This is a genomic window from Flavobacterium sp. GNP001, assembly GCF_054343775.1.
In genome coordinates this window covers 593,838-614,111 of sequence record NZ_JBTGUX010000001.1, presented here as the reverse complement: position 1 = coordinate 614,111, position 20,274 = coordinate 593,838, and the positions used below count along the sequence as shown (strand labels likewise).

Below are 20,274 nucleotides of genomic sequence, written 5' to 3'. Positions count from 1 at the left end.
AAGAAACAGCTCTTGTTATTACCGTAGTTTTAGCTTATTGCTTAACTTCAGCTTCAGCGTCTTTAATCATTTTTTCGTTGGCTGTGATTGCAAACTCAACACGACGGTTTTGGCTTCTGCCCTCTGCTGTTTCGTTAGAAGCAATTGGATCAGCAATACCCAAACCAGTTACTTGAAAACGAGAAGAAGATACTCCTTTGCTTACCAAATAATTACGCACAGCCGCTGCTCTATCCCCTGAAAGTTTCAAGTTATAATCTGCTGGACCTGTACTGTCTGTGTAACCATAAATTGTAATGTTAGTGTCTGGATATTCTCCAAAAACAGGAACTAATTTGTTAAGGTTTGCTTTTGCAGCAGCAGTCAAAGTAGATTTGTTGGTATCAAAACGTACTGCATTTTCATTCAATACTAATTTGATTCCTTCTCCTACACGCACAACCTCAGCACCCGGAAGCACAGCATCAATTTCGCGGGCTTGTTTGTCCATTTTGTTACCAATAGCACCACCGGCAACTCCACCAATAACACCACCTAAAACAGCACCCATTGCACCTTTACCACCTTTACCAAGATTGTTCCCAAGAACACCACCTAGAACGGCTCCTGCTACGGCACCAATACCAGCTCCACGTTGTTTTTGATTAGTGTTTTTTACAGCCTCACAGCTTGTAAATATTGAACCTATAACCATTATTGTTGCCATTGCAACTACTGAAATCTTTTTCATATTTTTATTTTTTTAGTTCGCTTTTTGAAATTGGTACACAACATCGGTCATTTTTCCGGCTACATCAATTCGGTCTACCAATTGAAATGAAGTTTCTGTTTGGTTAGCAAGCTTTAAAACATAACCGTCTCTAACTTTTTTTGCTTTAATACCTGCGTCTAAAACTTTTAAAACAAACTGACCTTCGTTATTTACAAACCAAGTAATTGGGGAGCTAAACGAAACACAATTCGCTTTAGTCAACGCCATAGATCCTTTGTTATTATTTGAAACAAATTTCCAAGTACTGCCTACAAAACAATCTGAGTCAGCTAACTGAAAACTATTTACTTTTACATATTGAGATCCTGGATATGTTACTGCACTGATTACCCAGTCACCCTTAATGGCTACTTGTGATTTTCTATCGGTCTTGGTACTTGTAGCTGATGATGATTTGCAAGCAAACATCAAAACAGCCAATGCGCACACTAAAATAATTTTTTTCATATTCAAAAGTTTTAATGAATTAATACTTACACAAAGATATTGCGAAATGTGACAAATTTGTTTCAGAATTTCAATTTTTTATATCATAATTCCCAAGTCCGACATTTTGTCACTCTCTTTACAATTGGTATTCTATTTGAAAGCTACGTTGATACCAATTTAATTTTAAACTTTAAAAAATATGACAACAGGTAAAATTAATGTTTCAGTAGAAAACATCTTTCCCTTAATCAAGAAATTTTTATACAGCGACCACGAGATTTTCTTGAGAGAATTAATTTCGAACGGTACCGATGCCACTTTAAAATTAAAGCATCTGATCAGTATTGGCGAGGCCAAAGTAGAATATGGCAACCCAATGATCGAGGTAAAAATTGACAAAGAAGGAAAGAAAATACACATCATCGATCAAGGTTTAGGAATGACTGCTGATGAGGTTGAAAAATACATCAATCAAGTGGCTTTTTCAGGAGCCGAAGAGTTCTTAGACAAATACAAAGATTCTGCTAAAGATTCTGGAATTATAGGACATTTTGGTCTTGGTTTTTACTCTGCTTTTATGGTAGCTGAGAAAGTAGAAATCATTACCAAATCATTCAAAGACGAGCCAGCTGCACATTGGACTTGTGATGGTAGCCCAGAATTTACTTTGGAACCAGCTGATAAAACTACACGTGGTACTGAAATTATTTTGCACGTTGCTGAGGATTCTTTAGAATTTTTAGAAGACGCCAAAATAAGAGAATTGTTGAATAAATACAACAAATTCATGCCTATTCCAATTAAATTTGGAACCAAAACACAAACTCTTCCAAAAGCAGAAGACGCTCCAGAAGATGCCGTTGCCGAAACCATCACTGTAGACAACATCATCAACAACCCAAATCCAGCTTGGACCAAACAACCAACAGAATTGGCTGCTGAGGATTACAAAACTTTCTACCACGAGTTGTACCCAATGCAGTTTGACGAACCGTTATTCCACATTCATTTAAATGTAGATTATCCGTTCAACTTAACTGGTATTTTGTATTTCCCAAAATTAGGATCTGATTTGCAAATCCAAAAAGACAAAATTCAGTTGTACCAAAACCAAGTGTATGTTACCGATAACGTAGAAGGAATTGTACCTGAATTTTTAATGATGTTAAAAGGTGTGGTAGACTCGCCAGACATTCCGTTGAACGTGTCTCGTTCAGGATTGCAAGCTGATGCTGCCGTTAAAAAAATCTCTAATTACATCACGCGTAAAGTTGCCGATAAATTAAAATCATTGTTCACAGAAAACCGTGAAGATTTTGAGCAAAAATGGAACGACATTAAAATTGTCTTGGAATACGGAATGTTATCCGAAGACAAGTTTTATGAAAAAGCAGGTGCCTTTGTACTTTACCCAACCGTAGATGGCAAATTCCACACGCTCGAAGAATTAAAAGAAAAACTAGCTGCCACACAAACCGATAAAGATGGTAAACTAGTAATCTTGTACGCAGGAAACAAGGATGCGCAGCACTCTTACATTGCAACAGCCAAAGACAAAGGATACGAAGTATTGTTGCTAGACTCTCCAATTATCTCGCACTTAATCCAGAAAATTGAAGGCGACAACAGCAACCTGACTTTTGTACGTGTAGACTCGGATCATATTGACAATTTGATCAAGAAAGACGAAACTACCATTTCAAAACTTTCAGATGAAGAACAAACCAGCCTAAAAACCATTCTAGAAACCATTGTGCCAAAACAAACGTACAGCGTACAACTAGAAGCGCTAGACAGCAACTCGGCACCATTTATCATCACACAGCCAGAATTCATGCGCCGTATGAAAGAAATGAGCCAAACCGGTGGCGGCGGAATGTTTGGTATGGGCAACATGCCAGAAATGTACAATTTAGTAGTAAACACCAACTCTGAATTGGCCACCAGCATCCTAAACAACAAAGACAAAGACGCTCAAGAAAACCTAGTAAAACAAGCGCTAGACTTAGCCAAACTATCTCAAAACTTGTTAAAAGGCGAAGCCTTAACCGCATTCGTAAAAAGAAGTTTCGAGTTGATTAAATAAGCAGCCAACCCATTTTATATCCTAAAATGACGTGAATCGCTTAGTCCGAACTTACTTCGGAATCTTACCAGATAAAAGCTGTCCCAATTGGGGCGGCTTTTTTTTGGAGCAGATCAACCGTTTTCAGCAGCCGTGTACTCCCGCTATACGCTGTAATCTTTGCTTTTGGCTGTCGCCACCGCAAAGGATTTTCGCTGCTATCGGGGCTATTTGAGACGGATAATATTTACAAAGACGTTTTTGAAAACACAATTTGTAAGATAATTTTAATATATTTGAGGAGTGAATCTTCAATTATCTGGGTGCGAAGTCAGAGACATTCGCACAGCGGTTTGGGAGGATTTCGTTGCGACAATAAATAAATTATGACTTTACGAAAAATATTCATTCTAATTTTCACATTTTTCATTTCGATTTGCTACGGTCAAATGCGTGAAAGACAAAACATGAATGATTTAAAAAAATACAAGTTAAAAGGAAACGTAAAAGACTTAAAGTATGTCGAATATGAGCCTTATTACTTTAATGATTCAACCTACATCCTCAAAATAGATGATTTCTTGGGTATGACCAATTATATTTCAACTTTTAATAAACTTGGATATTTAGAAAAGAAAATCGAATTAAGAGCTGATTTTGGTGACTCACTATCTACTTCTGCAATTTGGACTTATAATTATGATAAGGAAAATAAAATCATTAGAGAGTTTCGAGAGTCTAAAGAAAATAGTGATACTATTTCTTGGAATTATACATACCCACAAAAAAACACCACATTGATTAAGCAGTATGATAAAACGTATCATGTTTTGTATTACAAATATGCTCAAGAAAACAATGTTGAATTACTTACAACCGCAAATTCTGATAGTTCATATCAAAGAAAAATGAAGTTTATTTATGATGATGATAACAGATTAATTCAATACGAAAACTATGAGGATACGGACTCAATAGTAAACTTAAGAGTTCTAAATTATAAAGATAAATCCAGAAATTTTAGTGATGAGAGCACGCAAGACAAAAAGTATAAATTCAAAAACAAACAATCGTATGAATACGATGATAATGGAAATATGATAAGAGTTTTTGATGAAGAGTCAAAACTCAGTAGATTTTTTGAATATGTTTATGATAATAGAAAAAACTGGATTGAGTTAAAAAGTTATAACTCAAATGGAAAACTTTACAGCGTTTACAAAAGAGAAATAAGTTATTATTAGCCCCAGCTGCTCGAAATGTTTAAGAAAACGTTCTTAAATTTTTTTTTGCTGCTTTGCGAATGCACTTAGATATAAGACCATAATGATAAAACATCTGCAAAACAGATAAACGAAGTATAATATTTTAAAATGACAAAAATTAATTATTTAGTACGTCGAGCTAGTGCGGCTGCAGTGGATTTGCTTGTATTTGCTATTTGCTGCAAACTTTTAGAGCCAATTTTCGGAGAAAAGAATTTAGATGGCACCTATTCTTTTAACAGTGGTTTGGTACTTATTTTATTTTATTCTTTTTACTTCATTCAAGATATTTTTTTCAAAAAAACAATTGGTAAGTATTTACTAAAACTAGAATTAAACTTTGAAAAACCATCCGATTTAAATGGGTATCGCAAGTATTTAAAAATAGTGTTAACAAGGCTTTTTGATTTGGTAGAGTTAGTTTGTCCTTTAATTTATATTTTATTCATAGTTTGCACAAAAAACAATCAAAAGTTAGGAGATTTAATTTCTAAAATTACTGTAAGGCCAGTAAGCACAGCTCCTCGAAGTATTATTTAATAAAAAAGTTCATAAAAGCTTTTGGGTTGTTATCCACGTTTACAAGAGCGTTTGCTTAACTAAAACAAAAAAACTCATGAAATTAGTATTCAAATTATTTAATCTTCATAAATACATTGATAAAGATTTTAGTTTGTTTTTAAAAAATGAAAAAATTAAAAAATTTATAATTAAGGTTGAAAACATAGCAATTGAATTCAGTTCAATAGATTTTTTTAAATTACATAATATTAAAGAAGAACAAATAGGTTATAGATTTAATCAAAGTGGAAAATCATTAATTGGAACTAAAAAAGGTGATTGGAAAAAAAGTTGGGTAGTAATTGGTAATGATGAACTTGGAGACCCGATATGCATAGATTTTGAAAACCCAAATCTACCAGTTTTTACTGCTGAACACGGAGAGAACGGATGGATTGAATCATTTATCTCAATTTCCCTGGACAATTTTTGTATAATTTTAAATGATCTGAGGAAATTAAAAATAAACAATAAAGAAGGAATTTCTAAAACTGAAATAGATTTATTTTTAGATAAAACTAAAATTGACAATAAATATATGGAAGTCAATTATTGGCAAATGTTCCTAGAAAATGACTAAAAAAGGTGATGTGTGAATCTTTTCAGCTTTATGCTATGAATTAAAATGCGAAGTCAAGGACATTTTAACAGCTCAGCTGCTAGAAGTATTATTAAAAAAAAACGTTTTAACAAAAAATGTGCTTAATGCAACGCCCTGCAATGCGAAGTTAGAGACATTCGCACAGCAAGTTCTAAATATGTCTTTTTCTAAAAATGAAGACTTCAAGGAGCGGGCACAAACCGATAAAAAAGCGTAAATCTAAAAACTATGACTAAAAAATTTTTTTTAAGTTTTCTATTAACAACAGCTCTTTCTTGTTACGGGCAGAAGAAAACAAACACTTATTTAGATTTTAATATGAATATTATAGATAAAGATTCTTTTTCCGTAATGGATAAAAATCCCAAATATATTTCTTTAAGATATGATGCTGACTCGACTTACTTCAACGTAATATTTAAAAGGAAAACATCAAATAAACTATCTAAAGAAAAATTAAATGATTTAAAGGAATATTTACAGAATATTACAGCAACCAAAATCGACGAAAATGCCATAATTTTAATAAACTATCTTTCTAAAAATCCAAAGATAAAGGATACAGTTAATATCACCGAATGGAATATATTTCATAGACATTATCTTAAAAAAATAAAGAAAAAAAATAATATATTCCAAGTTTGGATAAACCACCCTGATCAGAAAAACCTAGTATATTACCAAGGAAATAAAGTTAATTGGATCGTGGATAAAACAAAGTTTATTGAGAATCTTTTTTTTCCATATGATTTTTTACACGGGAGTTTTGTAGTTGTAAATTTCGACGGTCATTTTATTTCTTATTTTGGTGAGTACGGTAAGCAAGAGGTTATTGATTTATTAGATGAACTAAAAAAATAAGCACATTTGTTATTACCGTAAATAAAATTTATGGTGTTTGGCTTGAACAAATACAGTTGCTTGTTTTGTTTCGTATGATTTTATTTGGGAAATCTCTCCAATACAGTAAACACTTTGCTCGTGCTTTCGCTATTTGAAGTATTAAAAAAACACTCTTAAAATTTTGGCCATTGTGCGAATGTTTCTGGCTGTAAACTATAAATTTCGATGCGAAGTCAGAGACATTCACACATCAGGGTAATCTCGATAAACTATAAAAATTGCAGAAACCCGAAAAAATAGCTACATTTATTTGCTTATCCAGCACTTAATTTACTTTCAACAACAATGAAAACACATAACACCATAATATTGATGCTGTTTTTTAATTCGATAGCTTTCGGTCAAGTTTCTAATGAAACAAACAAAAAACAGATTGAAAAACTAGTACTCGAATCATTTGATGAAATTTGGTCCAAATTAGATCCTAAAAACATTGAGAAATACTACACCAAAGATTTCCTGCTTTTGGAACACGGCGAAGTATGGAATAACGATACCATTGCAACACATTTGAACAAAGCCAAACTCAATTTACCCATCCCAAAACGAGTAAACACAATTGAAATTATTGGCATTAAAGTTACCAACAAAACGGCTTGGGTGGCCTACCACAACTATGCAACCTTTTCTGTTGATGATAAAATTATTAGAAAAGCCCACTGGCTAGAAAGCGCTACGGCCATTTTAACCTATAAAGGCTGGAAGTTTGATATGTTGCATTCAACTAGAGTGAAAAGTGAATAAAAATGCTATTCGAAACCATGCCTGTAATTGATATAAAAGTACAATAGTGCAGTTTTAAAGCTGTGCAAGCTGGATAAAATATCTTGTCTAAACGATTTATTTATGTTCTGAATAAAAATTTTCTATCAAAGTTTTTTCAACCTTGATCTAAAAACGGAATCCTTTTATGCATTATTTTAAAATGAAAGAAAAATTTGCTAAATTTGTTTAGCATACAACGTATCAATACTACTTAAAAATTGGTTTCGACAAAAAATTCATTCAATGATGCAGCAACGAAAAAAATCAGTTTCGTAAAGAAAAGTAGCCCAAATGACCAATAAAACTAAAACAACCACAGCCGTAATCCTTGTTTTAATAGCTTTTTGCTGCTTCGTGTTTGTGAATAACCAGAGAAAATTTCAGGCAAAGTTTTATAACAAAACTGGTAGCGATATTGAATCTTTAAAAATTGGACAAAATTCACTAGAAACATTAAAAAAAGATAGTGCAACAACGTTTATTGAATTTGACACCTTTCAATTTGATGGCAGTTTACCTATTGAGGAAGTTACGGGGCTAATCAAGTTAAAAAAATTAGACAATTATTATTGGAGCTTTTGTGGCATCGACCACAATACTAAATCAAGCGGTACCCATTCATTTGACATAAAAAAAACACTTAACGAAAACGGGCAAGAAGTATTATTTCTTTCAATTCACAATCAAAAAATGTTTTGGGAATAACCACAACAGATAAAGGATCTTAAAATTTGAAAACAGAACTCTTTTTAAGCCAATTTAGGCATGAGATATCAACTTAATTTGTAAAATCTAGCGCTAAAGGATAAATCTAAAATCTGAACTTGATGGTATCAAAAATAAATATAGATGAATTTAGGAATCGGTTAAAGGCGAATACAAAAATTGGCTCGCCTAAAATCAAGATTCCGATGGGGTTTTTAGCAATTTTTAATACTAATCAGAAATGCTTTTATGGCAATTTCGACAACTCTAATTTCGAACTTACAACCAATTCTAATTTCGCACCAGTTTTATATTTTTTAAAAGGAAATTATAAATCTACTGAAAACAAATTACTTGTTAATTACAGTGTGGAACCTGTTGGGAAATTTAGAATTGCATGGGTAAAATATTTCCCGCTAATGATGTTAATTATGTGTAATTACTTTTTTTATCATGTCGTTATTCCACCTAGAGAAGTACACATTACCTTCAACATAATCATTGTTTTGATTGCAATACTTTCAGCATGGCTCTTACAAAGACAAAAAAAAAGATTACGAATAAAATTTAATACCATATTTGAAATAATATAAGAACATTTCATCGACTCCAACTGCTCGAAGTAATATTAAAAAAAACATTCTTAAAACTTGGAGCTGCTGTGCGAATGTCTCCGACTTCGCACCCACCCCAATAGGCAACAAAACCCTACTGTAAAAAAATAAAGCCGTTTTTTCTAGTTGAGAAAAAACGGCTTTTTATTTAGTTCAATATATTAAAAAAGGCCTAATCGTACGCTAGGAGCACGCACTCCTATTTGTGTTCGTACCGAAGTATTACTTGGTCTATGATAATTCCTTTGATCGTATTCATAATAATAAAATCCTGCGTGTCCATAAAAGGCATCGCTATGATGGCAATGCGAATCACAATGCGAATGATGCGTTGTATAAACATCTTGCTTGCTAGCAATATAGGCCTTGTAGGCTTTTCTGTTTTTTTTCTTTAACTCCTTTTCATACTCTTTTTGCTCTTTCCAAAAAGCCTTTTCTTCGGCTTTGGTTTTAGCAGTAAATGTCAACTCATAATTGGCATCTTCTCTGCCCCTTTGCTGATAATAAGTAATTTTATCCGCATTGAAATTTATGTTTGTTTCACTTTTTACATTAGCTTCTTGTGCAAGTGTTGTTGCTATTGTTCCCAAAAAAAGTAGGATCAGTAAAGATTTAATTGTTCTCATGATTATAATTTTTTGTTACAGTTACTATTTATTTTATTTCTAATTTCAATAGTAAGACAACTAGAAAGTAATTTACCCTACCTCAAAATGGTATTATTTTAAAAAAATATTAAAGAACTACACGGTAAACCTTCTCTTTTAAGCATATCCTCCTTTACAAAACTGACCAATAAATAAGACTTGAACATAAAAAAGGTCTTCTTCATTTTAGCTTTTCAAATCTCAAAAAATAAAGCAAATCTGTAACAAAACAGTATTTTAAGCTACTAAATAAAGAACTAAACTCTAATAAACTATGAACTTAAAATCTTCATTATACTGTGGCTTGTTGTTGGTAGCAACCTCAGTATCATTCGCACAAGATGCACTATGGTTACGACACCCCTCGCTTTCTCCTGATGGCAAAAACATTGCTTTTGGCTACAAAGGCGATATTTATGTAGTAAATGCCCAAGGTGGTACTGCAGTTCCTATTACCATTCATGAAGGACACGATATGATGCCTGTTTGGAGCAAAGACGGAAAGCAAATTGCTTTTGCTAGTGACCGCTACGGAAATTTTGATGTGTTTACGCTACCCGTAACTGGAGGAACTCCTACCCGACTAACCTTTAACTCAGCGGCTGATTATCCATATGATTTTTCACCTGATAATAAAAAGGTTTTATTTGGTTCTAGCCGTCAAACAAGCAGCAATAACATCCATTTTTATTCGCCTCGTTTGTTTCAAAACCTATACACAGTTGCAGCAACTGGCGGAAAACCTGTGTTGGTTACTGAGGGCGGAATAGAATATGCTCGCTACAATGCAGCAGGAAATCAAATTGTTTTTCAAGACCGCAAAGGATATGAAGACCCATTACGCAAACACCACACTAGCTCTGTCACCCGTGATATTTGGGTATTTGATATCAACAAAAAAACGTACACTCAGCTAAGCACTTACGAAGGCGAAGACCGCGAGCCGGTATACAGCAACGACAATCAAAATATTTTCTTTTTGAGCGAAGCAGACGGCAGCAATCAAAATATTTTCAAACAAAACCTATCTGCTAAAACAGCAACGGCCTTAACTACTTTCAAAAACAATCCGGTACGTCATTTAAGCGTAGCACAAGACAATACTTTGTGCTTTTCGCAAGACGGTGAGATTTATACTTTGAAAGAAGGTCAAAGCCCGCAAAAAGTAAAAATTACAATCCAAAATGATGGTAAAGGCAATGTGGAGAAAAACGTGCCTATTGCAGGTTCTATTTCAGAGTTTGTACCAAGCCCGAACGGAAAAGAAATTGCAATTGTTTCTAGAGGTGAAATTTTTGTGACCAATGCCGACGGTGGAAGTACCAAAAGAATTACCAACACACCGGAGCAAGAGCGCCATGTGCAATGGTCACCAGACAGCAAAACGCTTATTTACGCCTCAGAGCGTGGTGACAGTTGGGATTTATTTACGGCAAAAGTAGAACGAAAAGAAGAAGCTTATTTTTACGCTGCCACTTTAATCAAGGAAGAAAAATTGATTACGTCTGACAAAGAAGAGTTCTTACCTAAATTTAGCCCAGACGGAAAAGAAATTGCTTTTGCTGAAGAACGCAACATTGTTCGTGTGAATAATTTAGCCAGCAAAACTACAAGAACCATTTTACCAGAAGGTAGAAATCACAGTTATTCTGATGGCGATTTTGGTTTCAACTGGAGCGATGATAGCAAATGGCTTTTTGTAGATGATAGCATGGGTAATTTTAATGCAACGCATACCGCGATGATCAAAGCCGATGGTTCCGAAACTAAATACCCAATTATGAGTGGTTTTGGCGAAGACGCCGCCAAACAACAAATGAAAGGCAAGGCATTAGCGTGGCTAAGCAGCAAAGAAGGTCGGAAATCATTGGCCAATCAAGGAAGCAGAGAGCTTGACGTGTATGCCGTATTTTTCGATAAAAAAGACTTTGAAAATTTTAAATTATCCAAAGAAGAAGCTGCTCTTGCAAAAGAAATAAAAGATAAAGAAAAAGAAGCCGAAGACAAAAAAACTGCTGCTAGTACTGATAAAAACAAGAAAGAGACTCCTAAAAAAGAGGAAGTTGTAGTTTGGAATCCTGATTTGACTGATCTAGAAACTAGAAAAGTTCGTGTTACAATCAACAGCTCATCTATCGCTGATTTTGTATTTAATGACGAAGGAAGTAAATTGTTCTATTTAGCTTCTTTTGAAAAAGGATTCGACCTTTGGGTAACCGATACCAAAACCAAAGAAACTAAGATTTTAGCCAAACTAGGATCATCGCCAAGTACTTTATTTTTGAGCAAAGACAATAAAACATTGTTTGTTCGAAACGACGGAAGTTTGTCTAAAATTGATACCGAAAGCGGAAAAATCACAGGCGTTAACGTTTCAGCAGAAATGGTTTTAAATACCGAAGCAGAGCGCAACTACATTTTCAATCACATGTGGAGACAAACCGCTAAGAAGTTTTACGACCCAAAATTACATGGCGTAGATTGGAAAATGTATAAAAATACTTATGCTAAATTTTTACCACACATCAATAACAACTATGATTTCCAAGAATTATTGAGCGAAATTTTAGGAGAACTCAACGCTTCACACACAGGAGGTCGCTATAGTTTTACACCTCCAAACATGGATGCTACAGCTTGCCTAGGTTTATTGTACGATGAAAAAAATGCCGCAGACGGTTTAAAAGTGACTGAAGTTATTGTAGGAGGACCTTTTGACAAAACGAATTCAAAGCTGAAAGCAGGCGCTACTATCAATAAAATTGACAACGAAGCAATTACTGCCAATACAGATTGGGCTAAATTTTTGAACAGAAAAACAGGAAAATTAATCCTAATTTCAGGTGTAGATGCTAATGGTGTAGCGTTTCAAGAATCTGTAAAACCAATTTCATTTGGTGAAGAATCGGGTTTAATGTACAACCGTTGGATTCGCAAGATGAATCAAATTACTGAAAAATTGAGTAATGGTAAAGTAGGCTACGTTCACGTACAAGGTATGAATGACGGCAGTTTTAGAGAAGTTTTTGACCAAGTAATGGGTAAAAATTTCGAAAAAGAAGCTTTGATTGTCGACACACGTTTTAATGGCGGTGGTTGGTTACATGATGATTTGAATACTTTATTGAGTGGCAAACGCTACCTTGAATTTGCACCGCAAGGCAATCGCTTGAAAGATGCAGAACCATTAGGAAGATGGACCAAACCTAGTTGTGTTTTAATGAGCGAAGGTAATTATTCAGATGCATTCATTTTTCCGTACGTGTACAAGCAAAACGGAATCGGAAAATTAATAGGAATGGGCGTTCCAGGAACAGGAACAGCTGTTTGGTGGGAAACTCAAATTGATCCTACTTTAGTTTTCGGAATTCCAATGGTAGCTACTATCGGAAAAGAAAACAGACCTACTGAAAACTTGCAGGTCAATCCAGATATTCCCGTTGCGATGAAATACGAAGATTATCTGAACGGACAAGACAAGCAATTAGAAAGAGCTGTTGAAGAAATGCTGAAAACGATTAAATAATTATTCTATTCTTAGAAGATTAATTTTCATTGAAAAGAGGTAGCTTTTTTGAGCTACCTCTTTTTTTTAGTAATAATCTGTCCATTCCTGAAAAGTGATACAGGATTAATAAAAATAAAAGTACAATTTTTAAACAATAATAAGCCCGGGTTTATTACTGTTTTTTGCTTTATCAGTTCTCATTTTAATTTTATTTTTTCGTGCATTTTATTAGCTTGTATACTGACGCAAATAGTGCAAGGCTTGCTGCTGCGCCATAGCAATTACCTCATTTTGAGGAATAAACTCATTTTCGTAAAAAGATAGTATTCCTGCACGATCGATTGAAGCAATTTGTCGTTTTGCTTTATTCTTAAAATGAAGTAACTCATTTTCAATGGTGACTAATTTTTCTTTAGAAATTTTTAAAGCTCCCGTTTGGTAATTTTCTAAATTATAAAGAGTACTCAATTCCATTTCCTCTACTTGTTGTATTAAAACCTTTAAATGAAAAGGATTTTCAACCAAAGGAATTATGGATCGAATAGCTCTCAGAATTCTTTTTACAACCGTTGGATCTTCTTTTCCCCATTGAAAAATTTGATCAAAACAAAAGTCGATGAATTCTTCAAAGTCAAACTCATTGACCTGAATTTTAGCTGTACTCAAAGCTCTTGCATCCGTTGAAGGAAAAGATTTCAAAGCCAATTCCTTAGCAATTTCTCCTATTTGATCAATACAATTCAAGCAAGTTGTAGGATCATTTACCGCTGGAGATATCGCTTTGATGGCAATATCAACTAGTTTACGTACCCCAAAATTGATGTCTTGTGTATGACTCCTAAACTGCTCGACTTTAAAGGCACTTTTAACCACAGCGCTAACCTTACGTTGCACTGCTTGCGCTTGGGTTTCCGTTAAAGGTTGATTAAAAACCAAAGTCACCAAAGTAGTAGTTTCTTTCATGATGAACTCGCCAATAATGGGTTTTTGGTAGGCATTTTCAAAACATTCTCCAAGATCGGAATCCTTGAGTACATCAACAATAGTCTTGAGTTTTACATAATTGACGCTATCTAAATAACCGGAATCAAACGGACTTAAAATTTGTATTTTGTATTTATTAGAATTGATCCAAGCCCTTTTGTACAACAAACTACTCCCCTTTTTCCAATTTTCTTGGTAGAGTAAGTTAATCTCAGCCATCATATCTACCTTGATACTGTTGGTAATACTTGACACATTCATATTGATGCTCAAATAGGTAATCATGTTGGGATACGACCACGATAAACCGTAAAAAGCTAACAATGTGCCTAAAGATAAAGTAACTAAAAAGGGAGTTTCAGGAAAGAAGACCGTTACTAATTGCGGCAATATGCATAATGAAATACTGCCTACAATAAGACCGATGAATTTCTGCATTTTAAAGTCGGTTATCAAAAAATGCCTCAAAATTCGCGGAGAAAACTGTGACGAAGCCAACTGCATCACCACAAAAATAACCGAAAAAGTAGTCAACGAAATACCTATCAAAATAGAAACTAAAATATTGGTTACCGAAAGTAAACTCTCATAAGTAGCGCGAATATCTAAATGAAGGATTTGTCCAAAATCAACATTTTTTTCGAGCAACATCACCGCCGAGCCAATCACTACAACGTATAAAACACCCAAAAAGGTACCTACATCTTTTAACTGATGAATAAAAATGTTCTTTAAGCGGTATTTCATACTGTGGTACATCATTTCGGTTTTGGTATTTAAATACTGTTATTTAGTCTTGTTTTGTAAAAAATGGGATTCGCATTGGTACAACTTTGTTTTGTAACAACAGTCTTTGTTCAATGCCAAGTCTTTATTACCATTGAACTTATGAAACTTCGTAAATCGAAAAAATCTTTTTGTAACAAGATTGGCAATTCAAAAATAATCAAATTGAAAGATGAAAGTTGCAAATGCAGCATTTTAATTTTAAGTGAGCGAGCCGCATTCGCGAAAGCGCAATTTTGTTTTAGTACCTTTGCTTGACGCCGATGAGCAGCTACAATTTACATCGGCTACAGCCAAACCATAAAGATTGAACCTACTTTATAAAACAGCAAACATGAATTTACAAATTGAAACTCCTGCCCTACTTTTTGGCGCTACTTCGTTAATTTTATTGGCGTACACCAATCGATTTTTGACCATTGCTACCATTGTTCGTGGCTTAAAAAAAACATACAAGGAAAAAGAAAGCGCGCTCATATTACTAGAAATTAAAAATATTAATTTACGTCTTACACTCATTCGCAATATGCAAATGGCAGGTGTTTTGAGCTTGTTTTTGAGTGTTTTTGCTATGTTATTACTTTTTTTAGAACAAGTAACGGCAGGCATCTATTTGTTTGGAGGAAGTTTGTTTTTCCTGTTGCTCTCCCTAGGATTATCGTTTTGGGAAATATCGATATCTGTTAATGCTTTGCGCTTGCACCTAAGCGATTTGGTACAAAATGAAAAATAAATAAAAATGCTCCTAAACAGATTTGTTAGGAGCATTTTTAGTTTAGCAGTTGATGACAATTATTGGTTTAGCAAACCACCTTCTTCTTTTTTATCGGTGTTTAACAAACTCGGACTTTCTTTAGCCAATTTGTTACGAGTTGGAATTTTATAATTCAAACTAAAACCAAAACGTCTAGTATCTTGCTTGTTGCTGATGAAAATAGGTGTTTCGAAAGCATTGAACGCATTTCGGTTTTTATCTAAAACATCATCTACGTACACTGACAATGTCAATTGATCTTTTAAAAACTTTTTCGAAAAAGTCAAATCAAGCGAATTGCGGATGGGAGCCACCGCGATAAAATAGAAATAATTCCCCTTTGGTACGATATAATTGTAATTGGCAACAAACTTTATTTTTTGTGGCAACACCAACTGCGACATGAAGTTTAAAACCCAAAAACCTTTGGTGTCAACTCTAGGAATATCGTGCAATTGGTATCCAGCGTACACATATAAAAAATTCATCGTATCTGGATTTACGTTCATTTTCATAGTCTCGGCTAATCCTTTCGTAAAAAGCATGTACGGAATTGGCATCCCGATATTGAAGTTGTGAATTTTTACTTCTGGAATATTTTCGTTGGTATTGGCAACAACAGTACCATCAACCATTACTCTTTGAATGACTTGATTTTTAGCCGAACTCAAATTATAACTGATAAAAGCATAATCAAAAGCACTCAGTTTTACTTCGTAATTATCAAAAATTGTAGGCTGTAGGTTCGGGTTTCCTGAGTATTCGATATTTGGGTTTTGATAATTAGTATTGTTTGGGTTTAATGCTGATGTACTCGGCAAGGTAATTTTCTTGTTGTAATTCACATTAAAGTTGATGGCGTTGGTAAAATTGTACTGCGCACTTGCATTAGGAAAAAATCTAAATTGTTTAAAAGTGCTCAAAGCGGCCACATCCGTATTACCCGTGATATTGTAATCTTCGGCACGACCTCCAACAATGAAATTCAGTTTGTCAAATTTTGTTTGCACTTCAAAGTAACTGGCGGCTGTTCTTCGTTTGTACTCTAAATTGGTAATACCTCTGTTGGAAGTATCAAAAAGTAATTCTTCGTACAAAGCTCCAATACTCAATTTACCTTCGTCAGAAAAATCAAAAGGCTGCGAAAAATCTACTTTTCCGTTGTAGACTTTCTGATGCGAAGTGTTATCCAATGTTGGTGTTGTATTGGCAGTTGGACGCAATAGGAAATCGTTGGTATTAGAATTATAATTGAATTTGAATTCTAATTTCTTAGCGGCATTATCAAATTTCTTCTGGTACGTAACAACAGCATCCTGACGCAAACCATCACTTACCGAAGTATCATCAGTATTAAATCCGGGACCTGAACCCAAGGTATTACTGTTGTTATCGTTTTTTGTAAAGTCATAATTCAACAGCAATCGATCCTTACCGATATCGAATGTCAAAGCCGATTTCACAAAATTAGTACGCCCTAATCTGTCCGCATCGGTTTGTGACAATACCGTCGTCATTCCATTTTCTTTGCGCTCCAAAGCCGTCCAAACTGCAGACTCGCGGTAGTTTTGACCGAAATTAAGCTGCCATCCAAAATATTTGTTTTTAGCACTCAATAACAAACTATTGTTCATTCGCAAACGAACATCATCATAATCTGTAATGCTGGTACTGTTGGTATACGTTGCACTCAAATAGTTTTTCGCATTCCTGTTGGTGATAATGTTAAGGATTGCACCTCCGGAAGTAGCAGGAAACTCGGCTCCTGGTTGGGTAATAATTTCGATTTTTTCGATAGCGTTAGCCGGCATTCCTTCCAGAAAAGCATTCAATTCATTGGTAGAAATATTCAACGGACGGCCGTCCATAAAAACATCCAATTGCTTGCCTTGAAACATCATTCCGGCAATATCTGAAGCGATTAAACCGGGTAATTTTTTGATTCCTTCTAAAACAGAACCGGTATTGAGATTAGCCTGTTCCGAAAAGTTAAAAATAGTACGATCGGCTTTTTGCTCGATGGCCTTTTTGTTTTTAACGATTGTTACTTCTTTTAATTCGTTCGTTTTTTCAGTCTCGACTTCTGTTTTTTGTTCTGGGGCCGTTTGTGCAGAGGCTGGGTAAAAATGAAACATACTTACTACTGCTAGGCCAATGATTTTTTTCATGATTGATGTGATTGATGCCCATAAGTAGCAATTGTAGAGAATATGTTACAGTGGCACGGTTCATGAAATTGATTTTTTGATGGTAAATGTTAAGAATTATTCTCACACATAAACCTTTCACAAATCAAGTCGTCAAATAATAAAGCAATTACCGATATGAAATCATCTGTATTATGGTCGTTACGACTCGGATTTTCGGCCAAGCAAGCCGATTTTATTGAAAAAAATGGCGTGAATGATTTTCTAGAAAAATCTTTTGCTACAACAATTGATGACCAATTGCCCGATTATTTGGCTACAAGCCCAAAAACATTAGCTGAATTTAAAGAGCTGAGACAAACACTCAAAGATACAAACTCAAATCAAGCCAAAGCCATCCGAAAGCAAGAAGCGCAAACGGCATTGGAAATGAAAATGGCTTGGATTAAAAAAATGCAGCAAGATGCTTTTCCGCTTCGTGAAAAAATGACCTGCTTTTGGCACAACCATTTTGTGTCGACCATTCAAAAAGTAAAAGTTAATTATTGGGTTTACCAACACAACCAAATTTTAAGAACACACGCATTTGGGAATTTCAAAACGCTTACCAAATTAATCGTTCAAAGTAATGCCATGGTGCGCTATCTCGATAATGTTGACAATCGAAAAGGAAAATGGAACGAAAACCTAAGTCGAGAACTGTTAGAACTTTTTACTTTAGGCATTGGGAATTACACCGAAATGGATATCAAAAACGGAGCAAAAGGACTCGCGGGTTTGGGTATTGGCGAGGAGAAAGCGCAGTACAGAAAGTTTCTTGAAGATAATGAACCTTTTACTTATTTGGGCAAAAAAGGGAATTTAAAAGCCGATCAACTCATTGACGCTATTTTTGAACAAAAGGCTATACCTTATTTGATTACTCGAAAAATACTTCAATGGTTTATTTATGATAATCCTTCCGAAGATTTGGTGCGATACTACGGTGATTATTTCCGAAAGGTAAACTTTGAAATACAACCGCTTTTGGTAAAAATGATCACCGAAGAATATGATAAAAAAACGGCTGGTTCGAAGATTAAAAATCCACTTGAATTCAGTCTACAACTATTAGATGAATTGCAAATAAAAAACCCAAATACGCGCGGTTTGGTACTTTTTATGAGAGAACAAGGCATGGATTTATTCAATCAACCCAATGTAAAAGGTTGGGATGGCGGCAACTCGTGGCTGAGTTCTCAAATGTACTTGCAACGCAACAATGTAGCCGATTTGCTTTGTAACGGAAGAGGAAATTTCAGGAACCAAAATGCGAACAAAATGATGAACGACAAACCAATGCGCCAAATTTCGGTACAACTTAATTGGGATAAAAACGCATCCCACAAAAAAATAATTGCCCAATTGGCTGACCGTTTGCTGTTTCAAGTAGAAGCTAGCACACAAGCCGATTTTGAAAAAATAATAAAATACGATTTTGACAGTCATGCCATTGGCGCTGATTATGCCGTTTTGCGATTGTTTAATTATATGGTAAAATCGCCAGAGTTTCAACTCATTTAAATCCTACAGTTATGAACAGAAGACACTTTTTAACACTAACAGGAACGCTAACTGGTGGCGCATTACTGCTTCCTGACTTTCTTTATTCCTATGGTTCACAAAGTAATTTGGTAGTTGGTGAACAATGTGTTGTATTTGTACAACTCAACGGCGGCAATGATGGTTTGAATACTTTTATTCCGGTTTCAGATCCTTTGTATTACCAACTGCGTCCAAAAATCGCAATCAACAAAAGTGATGTTGCTTCGGCTTCAAATGGTATGGCCTTTCATCCGGCTTTGAGTGGCTTTGCGCAAATGCAACAAAACGGTGATTTAAGTGTTTTGCAAAATGTAGGTTACCCAAATCCGGTTCGCTCCCATTTTCGCAGTCAAGAAATTTGGCAAACAGCTCCCAAAGAACTAGAGTATTTGAATGATGGTTGGCTTGGTCGTTATTTAGATTTACAATGCAAAGAACACCAACCAACTGCCGGAGTAAATATTGACAGCATTGATAATTTGGCATTGAAAGGCGAATCACCCAACTCTATTACAGTAAAAGATCCGAGTAGATTTGTGGTGAAAAGAAATTCCGAAACTCCCGTTCAGCTTTCAACCAATCCGCAATTGGATTTTGTTCGAAAAATTGCCAGCTCAGTAGTGGAAGGCGCAGACGATATCCAAAATGCCATTAGTAAAGCAGCAGTCTCAGAGATTACTTATCCAAAAACAGGATTAGCCAAAAATTTAGAGTGGATTGCCAAACTTATCAAAGGAAACTTGAACTCAAAAGTATATTACACATCGCTAAACGGTTTTGATACCCATGACAATCAACTGGCCATTCATAAAAACAAACTTACTGAATTGAATGATGCTGTCTATAGTTTTTACCAGGATTTAAAAAAATCACAACAACTGTCGAAGGTAACAATCGTCGTTTTTTCTGAATTTGGCCGCCGTGTGAAAGACAATGGTAGCGGTACCGATCATGGCACTGCAGCTCCGATGTTTATCATTGGCGGAAGCAACAAAGGAAAAGTAATTGGATCCAATCCGAATTTAGCAGATTTGGATCAAGGCGATTTAAAACACCAATTGGATTTTAGGAGTGTGTACGCGTCCTTGCTACAAAACAAACTGCAATTTGACCCTAAAAAAATCGGACTTATGAATGATCCCGTGAAAGGGCTTTTTTAATCACTTTAAAAAACTATCTTTGCC

16 protein-coding genes are annotated in these 20,274 nt (G+C 34.8%); 11 read left to right on the top strand and 5 right to left on the bottom strand.

Translation table 11 applies throughout. The features are described 5' to 3' along the window. Positions 1 to 34: 34 nt before the first annotated feature. Positions 35 to 730 carry a YiaD family glycine zipper/OmpA-like lipoprotein gene (locus ACXX8U_RS02590; protein ID WP_458564476.1) on the bottom strand — a complete coding sequence of 232 codons (696 nt, stop codon included), beginning with the start codon at positions 728 to 730 and terminating at the stop codon, positions 35 to 37. 12 nt (positions 731 to 742) lie between these two features. Next, positions 743 to 1,219, bottom strand: coding sequence for a lipocalin family protein (locus ACXX8U_RS02585; protein ID WP_458564475.1), 477 nt, complete (start codon positions 1,217 to 1,219; stop codon positions 743 to 745). A gap of 181 nt (positions 1,220 to 1,400) precedes the next feature. Between ACXX8U_RS02585 and htpG the strand changes: the two genes are divergently transcribed. The 7 genes from htpG (at position 1,401) to ACXX8U_RS02550 (ending at position 8,066) form a co-directional block, all read left to right on the top strand. Next, a complete protein-coding gene (gene htpG, locus ACXX8U_RS02580; protein WP_458564474.1) occupies positions 1,401 to 3,287 on the top strand; it encodes a molecular chaperone HtpG in 1,887 nt (628 codons plus the stop codon). Between the two features lie 446 nt (positions 3,288 to 3,733). Further along, complete coding sequence (locus ACXX8U_RS02575) at positions 3,734 to 4,510, top strand: hypothetical protein (protein ID WP_458564473.1); 777 nt, start codon at positions 3,734 to 3,736, stop codon at positions 4,508 to 4,510. A gap of 129 nt (positions 4,511 to 4,639) precedes the next feature. Further along, positions 4,640 to 5,071 carry an RDD family protein gene (locus tag ACXX8U_RS02570; RefSeq protein WP_458564472.1) on the top strand — a complete coding sequence of 144 codons (432 nt, stop codon included), beginning with the start codon at positions 4,640 to 4,642 and terminating at the stop codon, positions 5,069 to 5,071. A 76-nt stretch (positions 5,072 to 5,147) separates the two neighbouring features. Beyond that, a complete protein-coding gene (locus tag ACXX8U_RS02565; protein ID WP_458564471.1) occupies positions 5,148 to 5,672 on the top strand; it encodes an SMI1/KNR4 family protein in 525 nt (174 codons plus the stop codon). A 249-nt stretch (positions 5,673 to 5,921) separates the two neighbouring features. Continuing rightward, a complete protein-coding gene (locus tag ACXX8U_RS02560) occupies positions 5,922 to 6,554 on the top strand; it encodes a hypothetical protein (protein ID WP_458564470.1) in 633 nt (210 codons plus the stop codon). A gap of 327 nt (positions 6,555 to 6,881) precedes the next feature. After that, positions 6,882 to 7,340 carry a DUF4440 domain-containing protein gene (locus tag ACXX8U_RS02555; RefSeq protein ID WP_458564469.1) on the top strand — a complete coding sequence of 153 codons (459 nt, stop codon included), beginning with the start codon at positions 6,882 to 6,884 and terminating at the stop codon, positions 7,338 to 7,340. 312 nt (positions 7,341 to 7,652) lie between these two features. Further along, positions 7,653 to 8,066 carry a hypothetical protein gene (locus tag ACXX8U_RS02550; RefSeq protein WP_458564468.1) on the top strand — a complete coding sequence of 138 codons (414 nt, stop codon included), beginning with the start codon at positions 7,653 to 7,655 and terminating at the stop codon, positions 8,064 to 8,066. A gap of 775 nt (positions 8,067 to 8,841) precedes the next feature. Here ACXX8U_RS02550 and ACXX8U_RS02545 read toward each other — a convergent pair. After that, positions 8,842 to 9,306 carry a hypothetical protein gene (locus ACXX8U_RS02545; RefSeq protein WP_458564467.1) on the bottom strand — a complete coding sequence of 155 codons (465 nt, stop codon included), beginning with the start codon at positions 9,304 to 9,306 and terminating at the stop codon, positions 8,842 to 8,844. Positions 9,307 to 9,601: 295 nt separating this feature from the next. Here ACXX8U_RS02545 and ACXX8U_RS02540 point away from each other — a divergent pair, with 295 nt between their 5' ends. Then, positions 9,602 to 12,853, top strand: a complete 3,252-nt coding sequence (locus tag ACXX8U_RS02540; protein ID WP_458564466.1) for a S41 family peptidase — start codon at positions 9,602 to 9,604, stop codon at positions 12,851 to 12,853. A gap of 210 nt (positions 12,854 to 13,063) precedes the next feature. Here ACXX8U_RS02540 and ACXX8U_RS02535 read toward each other — a convergent pair whose 3' ends face one another. Further along, the gene (locus tag ACXX8U_RS02535; protein WP_458564465.1) at positions 13,064 to 14,581 is read right to left on the bottom strand and encodes a DUF2254 family protein; all 1,518 of its coding nucleotides are present in this window, start codon (positions 14,579 to 14,581) and stop codon (positions 13,064 to 13,066) included. 358 nt (positions 14,582 to 14,939) lie between these two features. Between ACXX8U_RS02535 and ACXX8U_RS02530 the strand changes: the two genes are divergently transcribed. Next, positions 14,940 to 15,338: a DUF2721 domain-containing protein gene (locus tag ACXX8U_RS02530; protein WP_458564464.1), complete on the top strand. Its 399-nt coding sequence runs from the start codon at positions 14,940 to 14,942 to the stop codon at positions 15,336 to 15,338. 59 nt (positions 15,339 to 15,397) lie between these two features. Here the strand turns inward: ACXX8U_RS02530 and ACXX8U_RS02525 are convergent, their stop codons facing one another. Beyond that, positions 15,398 to 17,527, bottom strand: coding sequence for a TonB-dependent receptor domain-containing protein (locus ACXX8U_RS02525; protein WP_458564463.1), 2,130 nt, complete (start codon positions 17,525 to 17,527; stop codon positions 15,398 to 15,400). Between the two features lie 156 nt (positions 17,528 to 17,683). Here ACXX8U_RS02525 and ACXX8U_RS02520 point away from each other — a divergent pair, with 156 nt between their 5' ends. Next, positions 17,684 to 19,069 carry a DUF1800 domain-containing protein gene (locus ACXX8U_RS02520; protein WP_458564462.1) on the top strand — a complete coding sequence of 462 codons (1,386 nt, stop codon included), beginning with the start codon at positions 17,684 to 17,686 and terminating at the stop codon, positions 19,067 to 19,069. Between the two features lie 11 nt (positions 19,070 to 19,080). Next, positions 19,081 to 20,250, top strand: coding sequence for a DUF1501 domain-containing protein (locus ACXX8U_RS02515; protein ID WP_458564461.1), 1,170 nt, complete (start codon positions 19,081 to 19,083; stop codon positions 20,248 to 20,250). Positions 20,251 to 20,274: the final 24 nt, after the last annotated feature.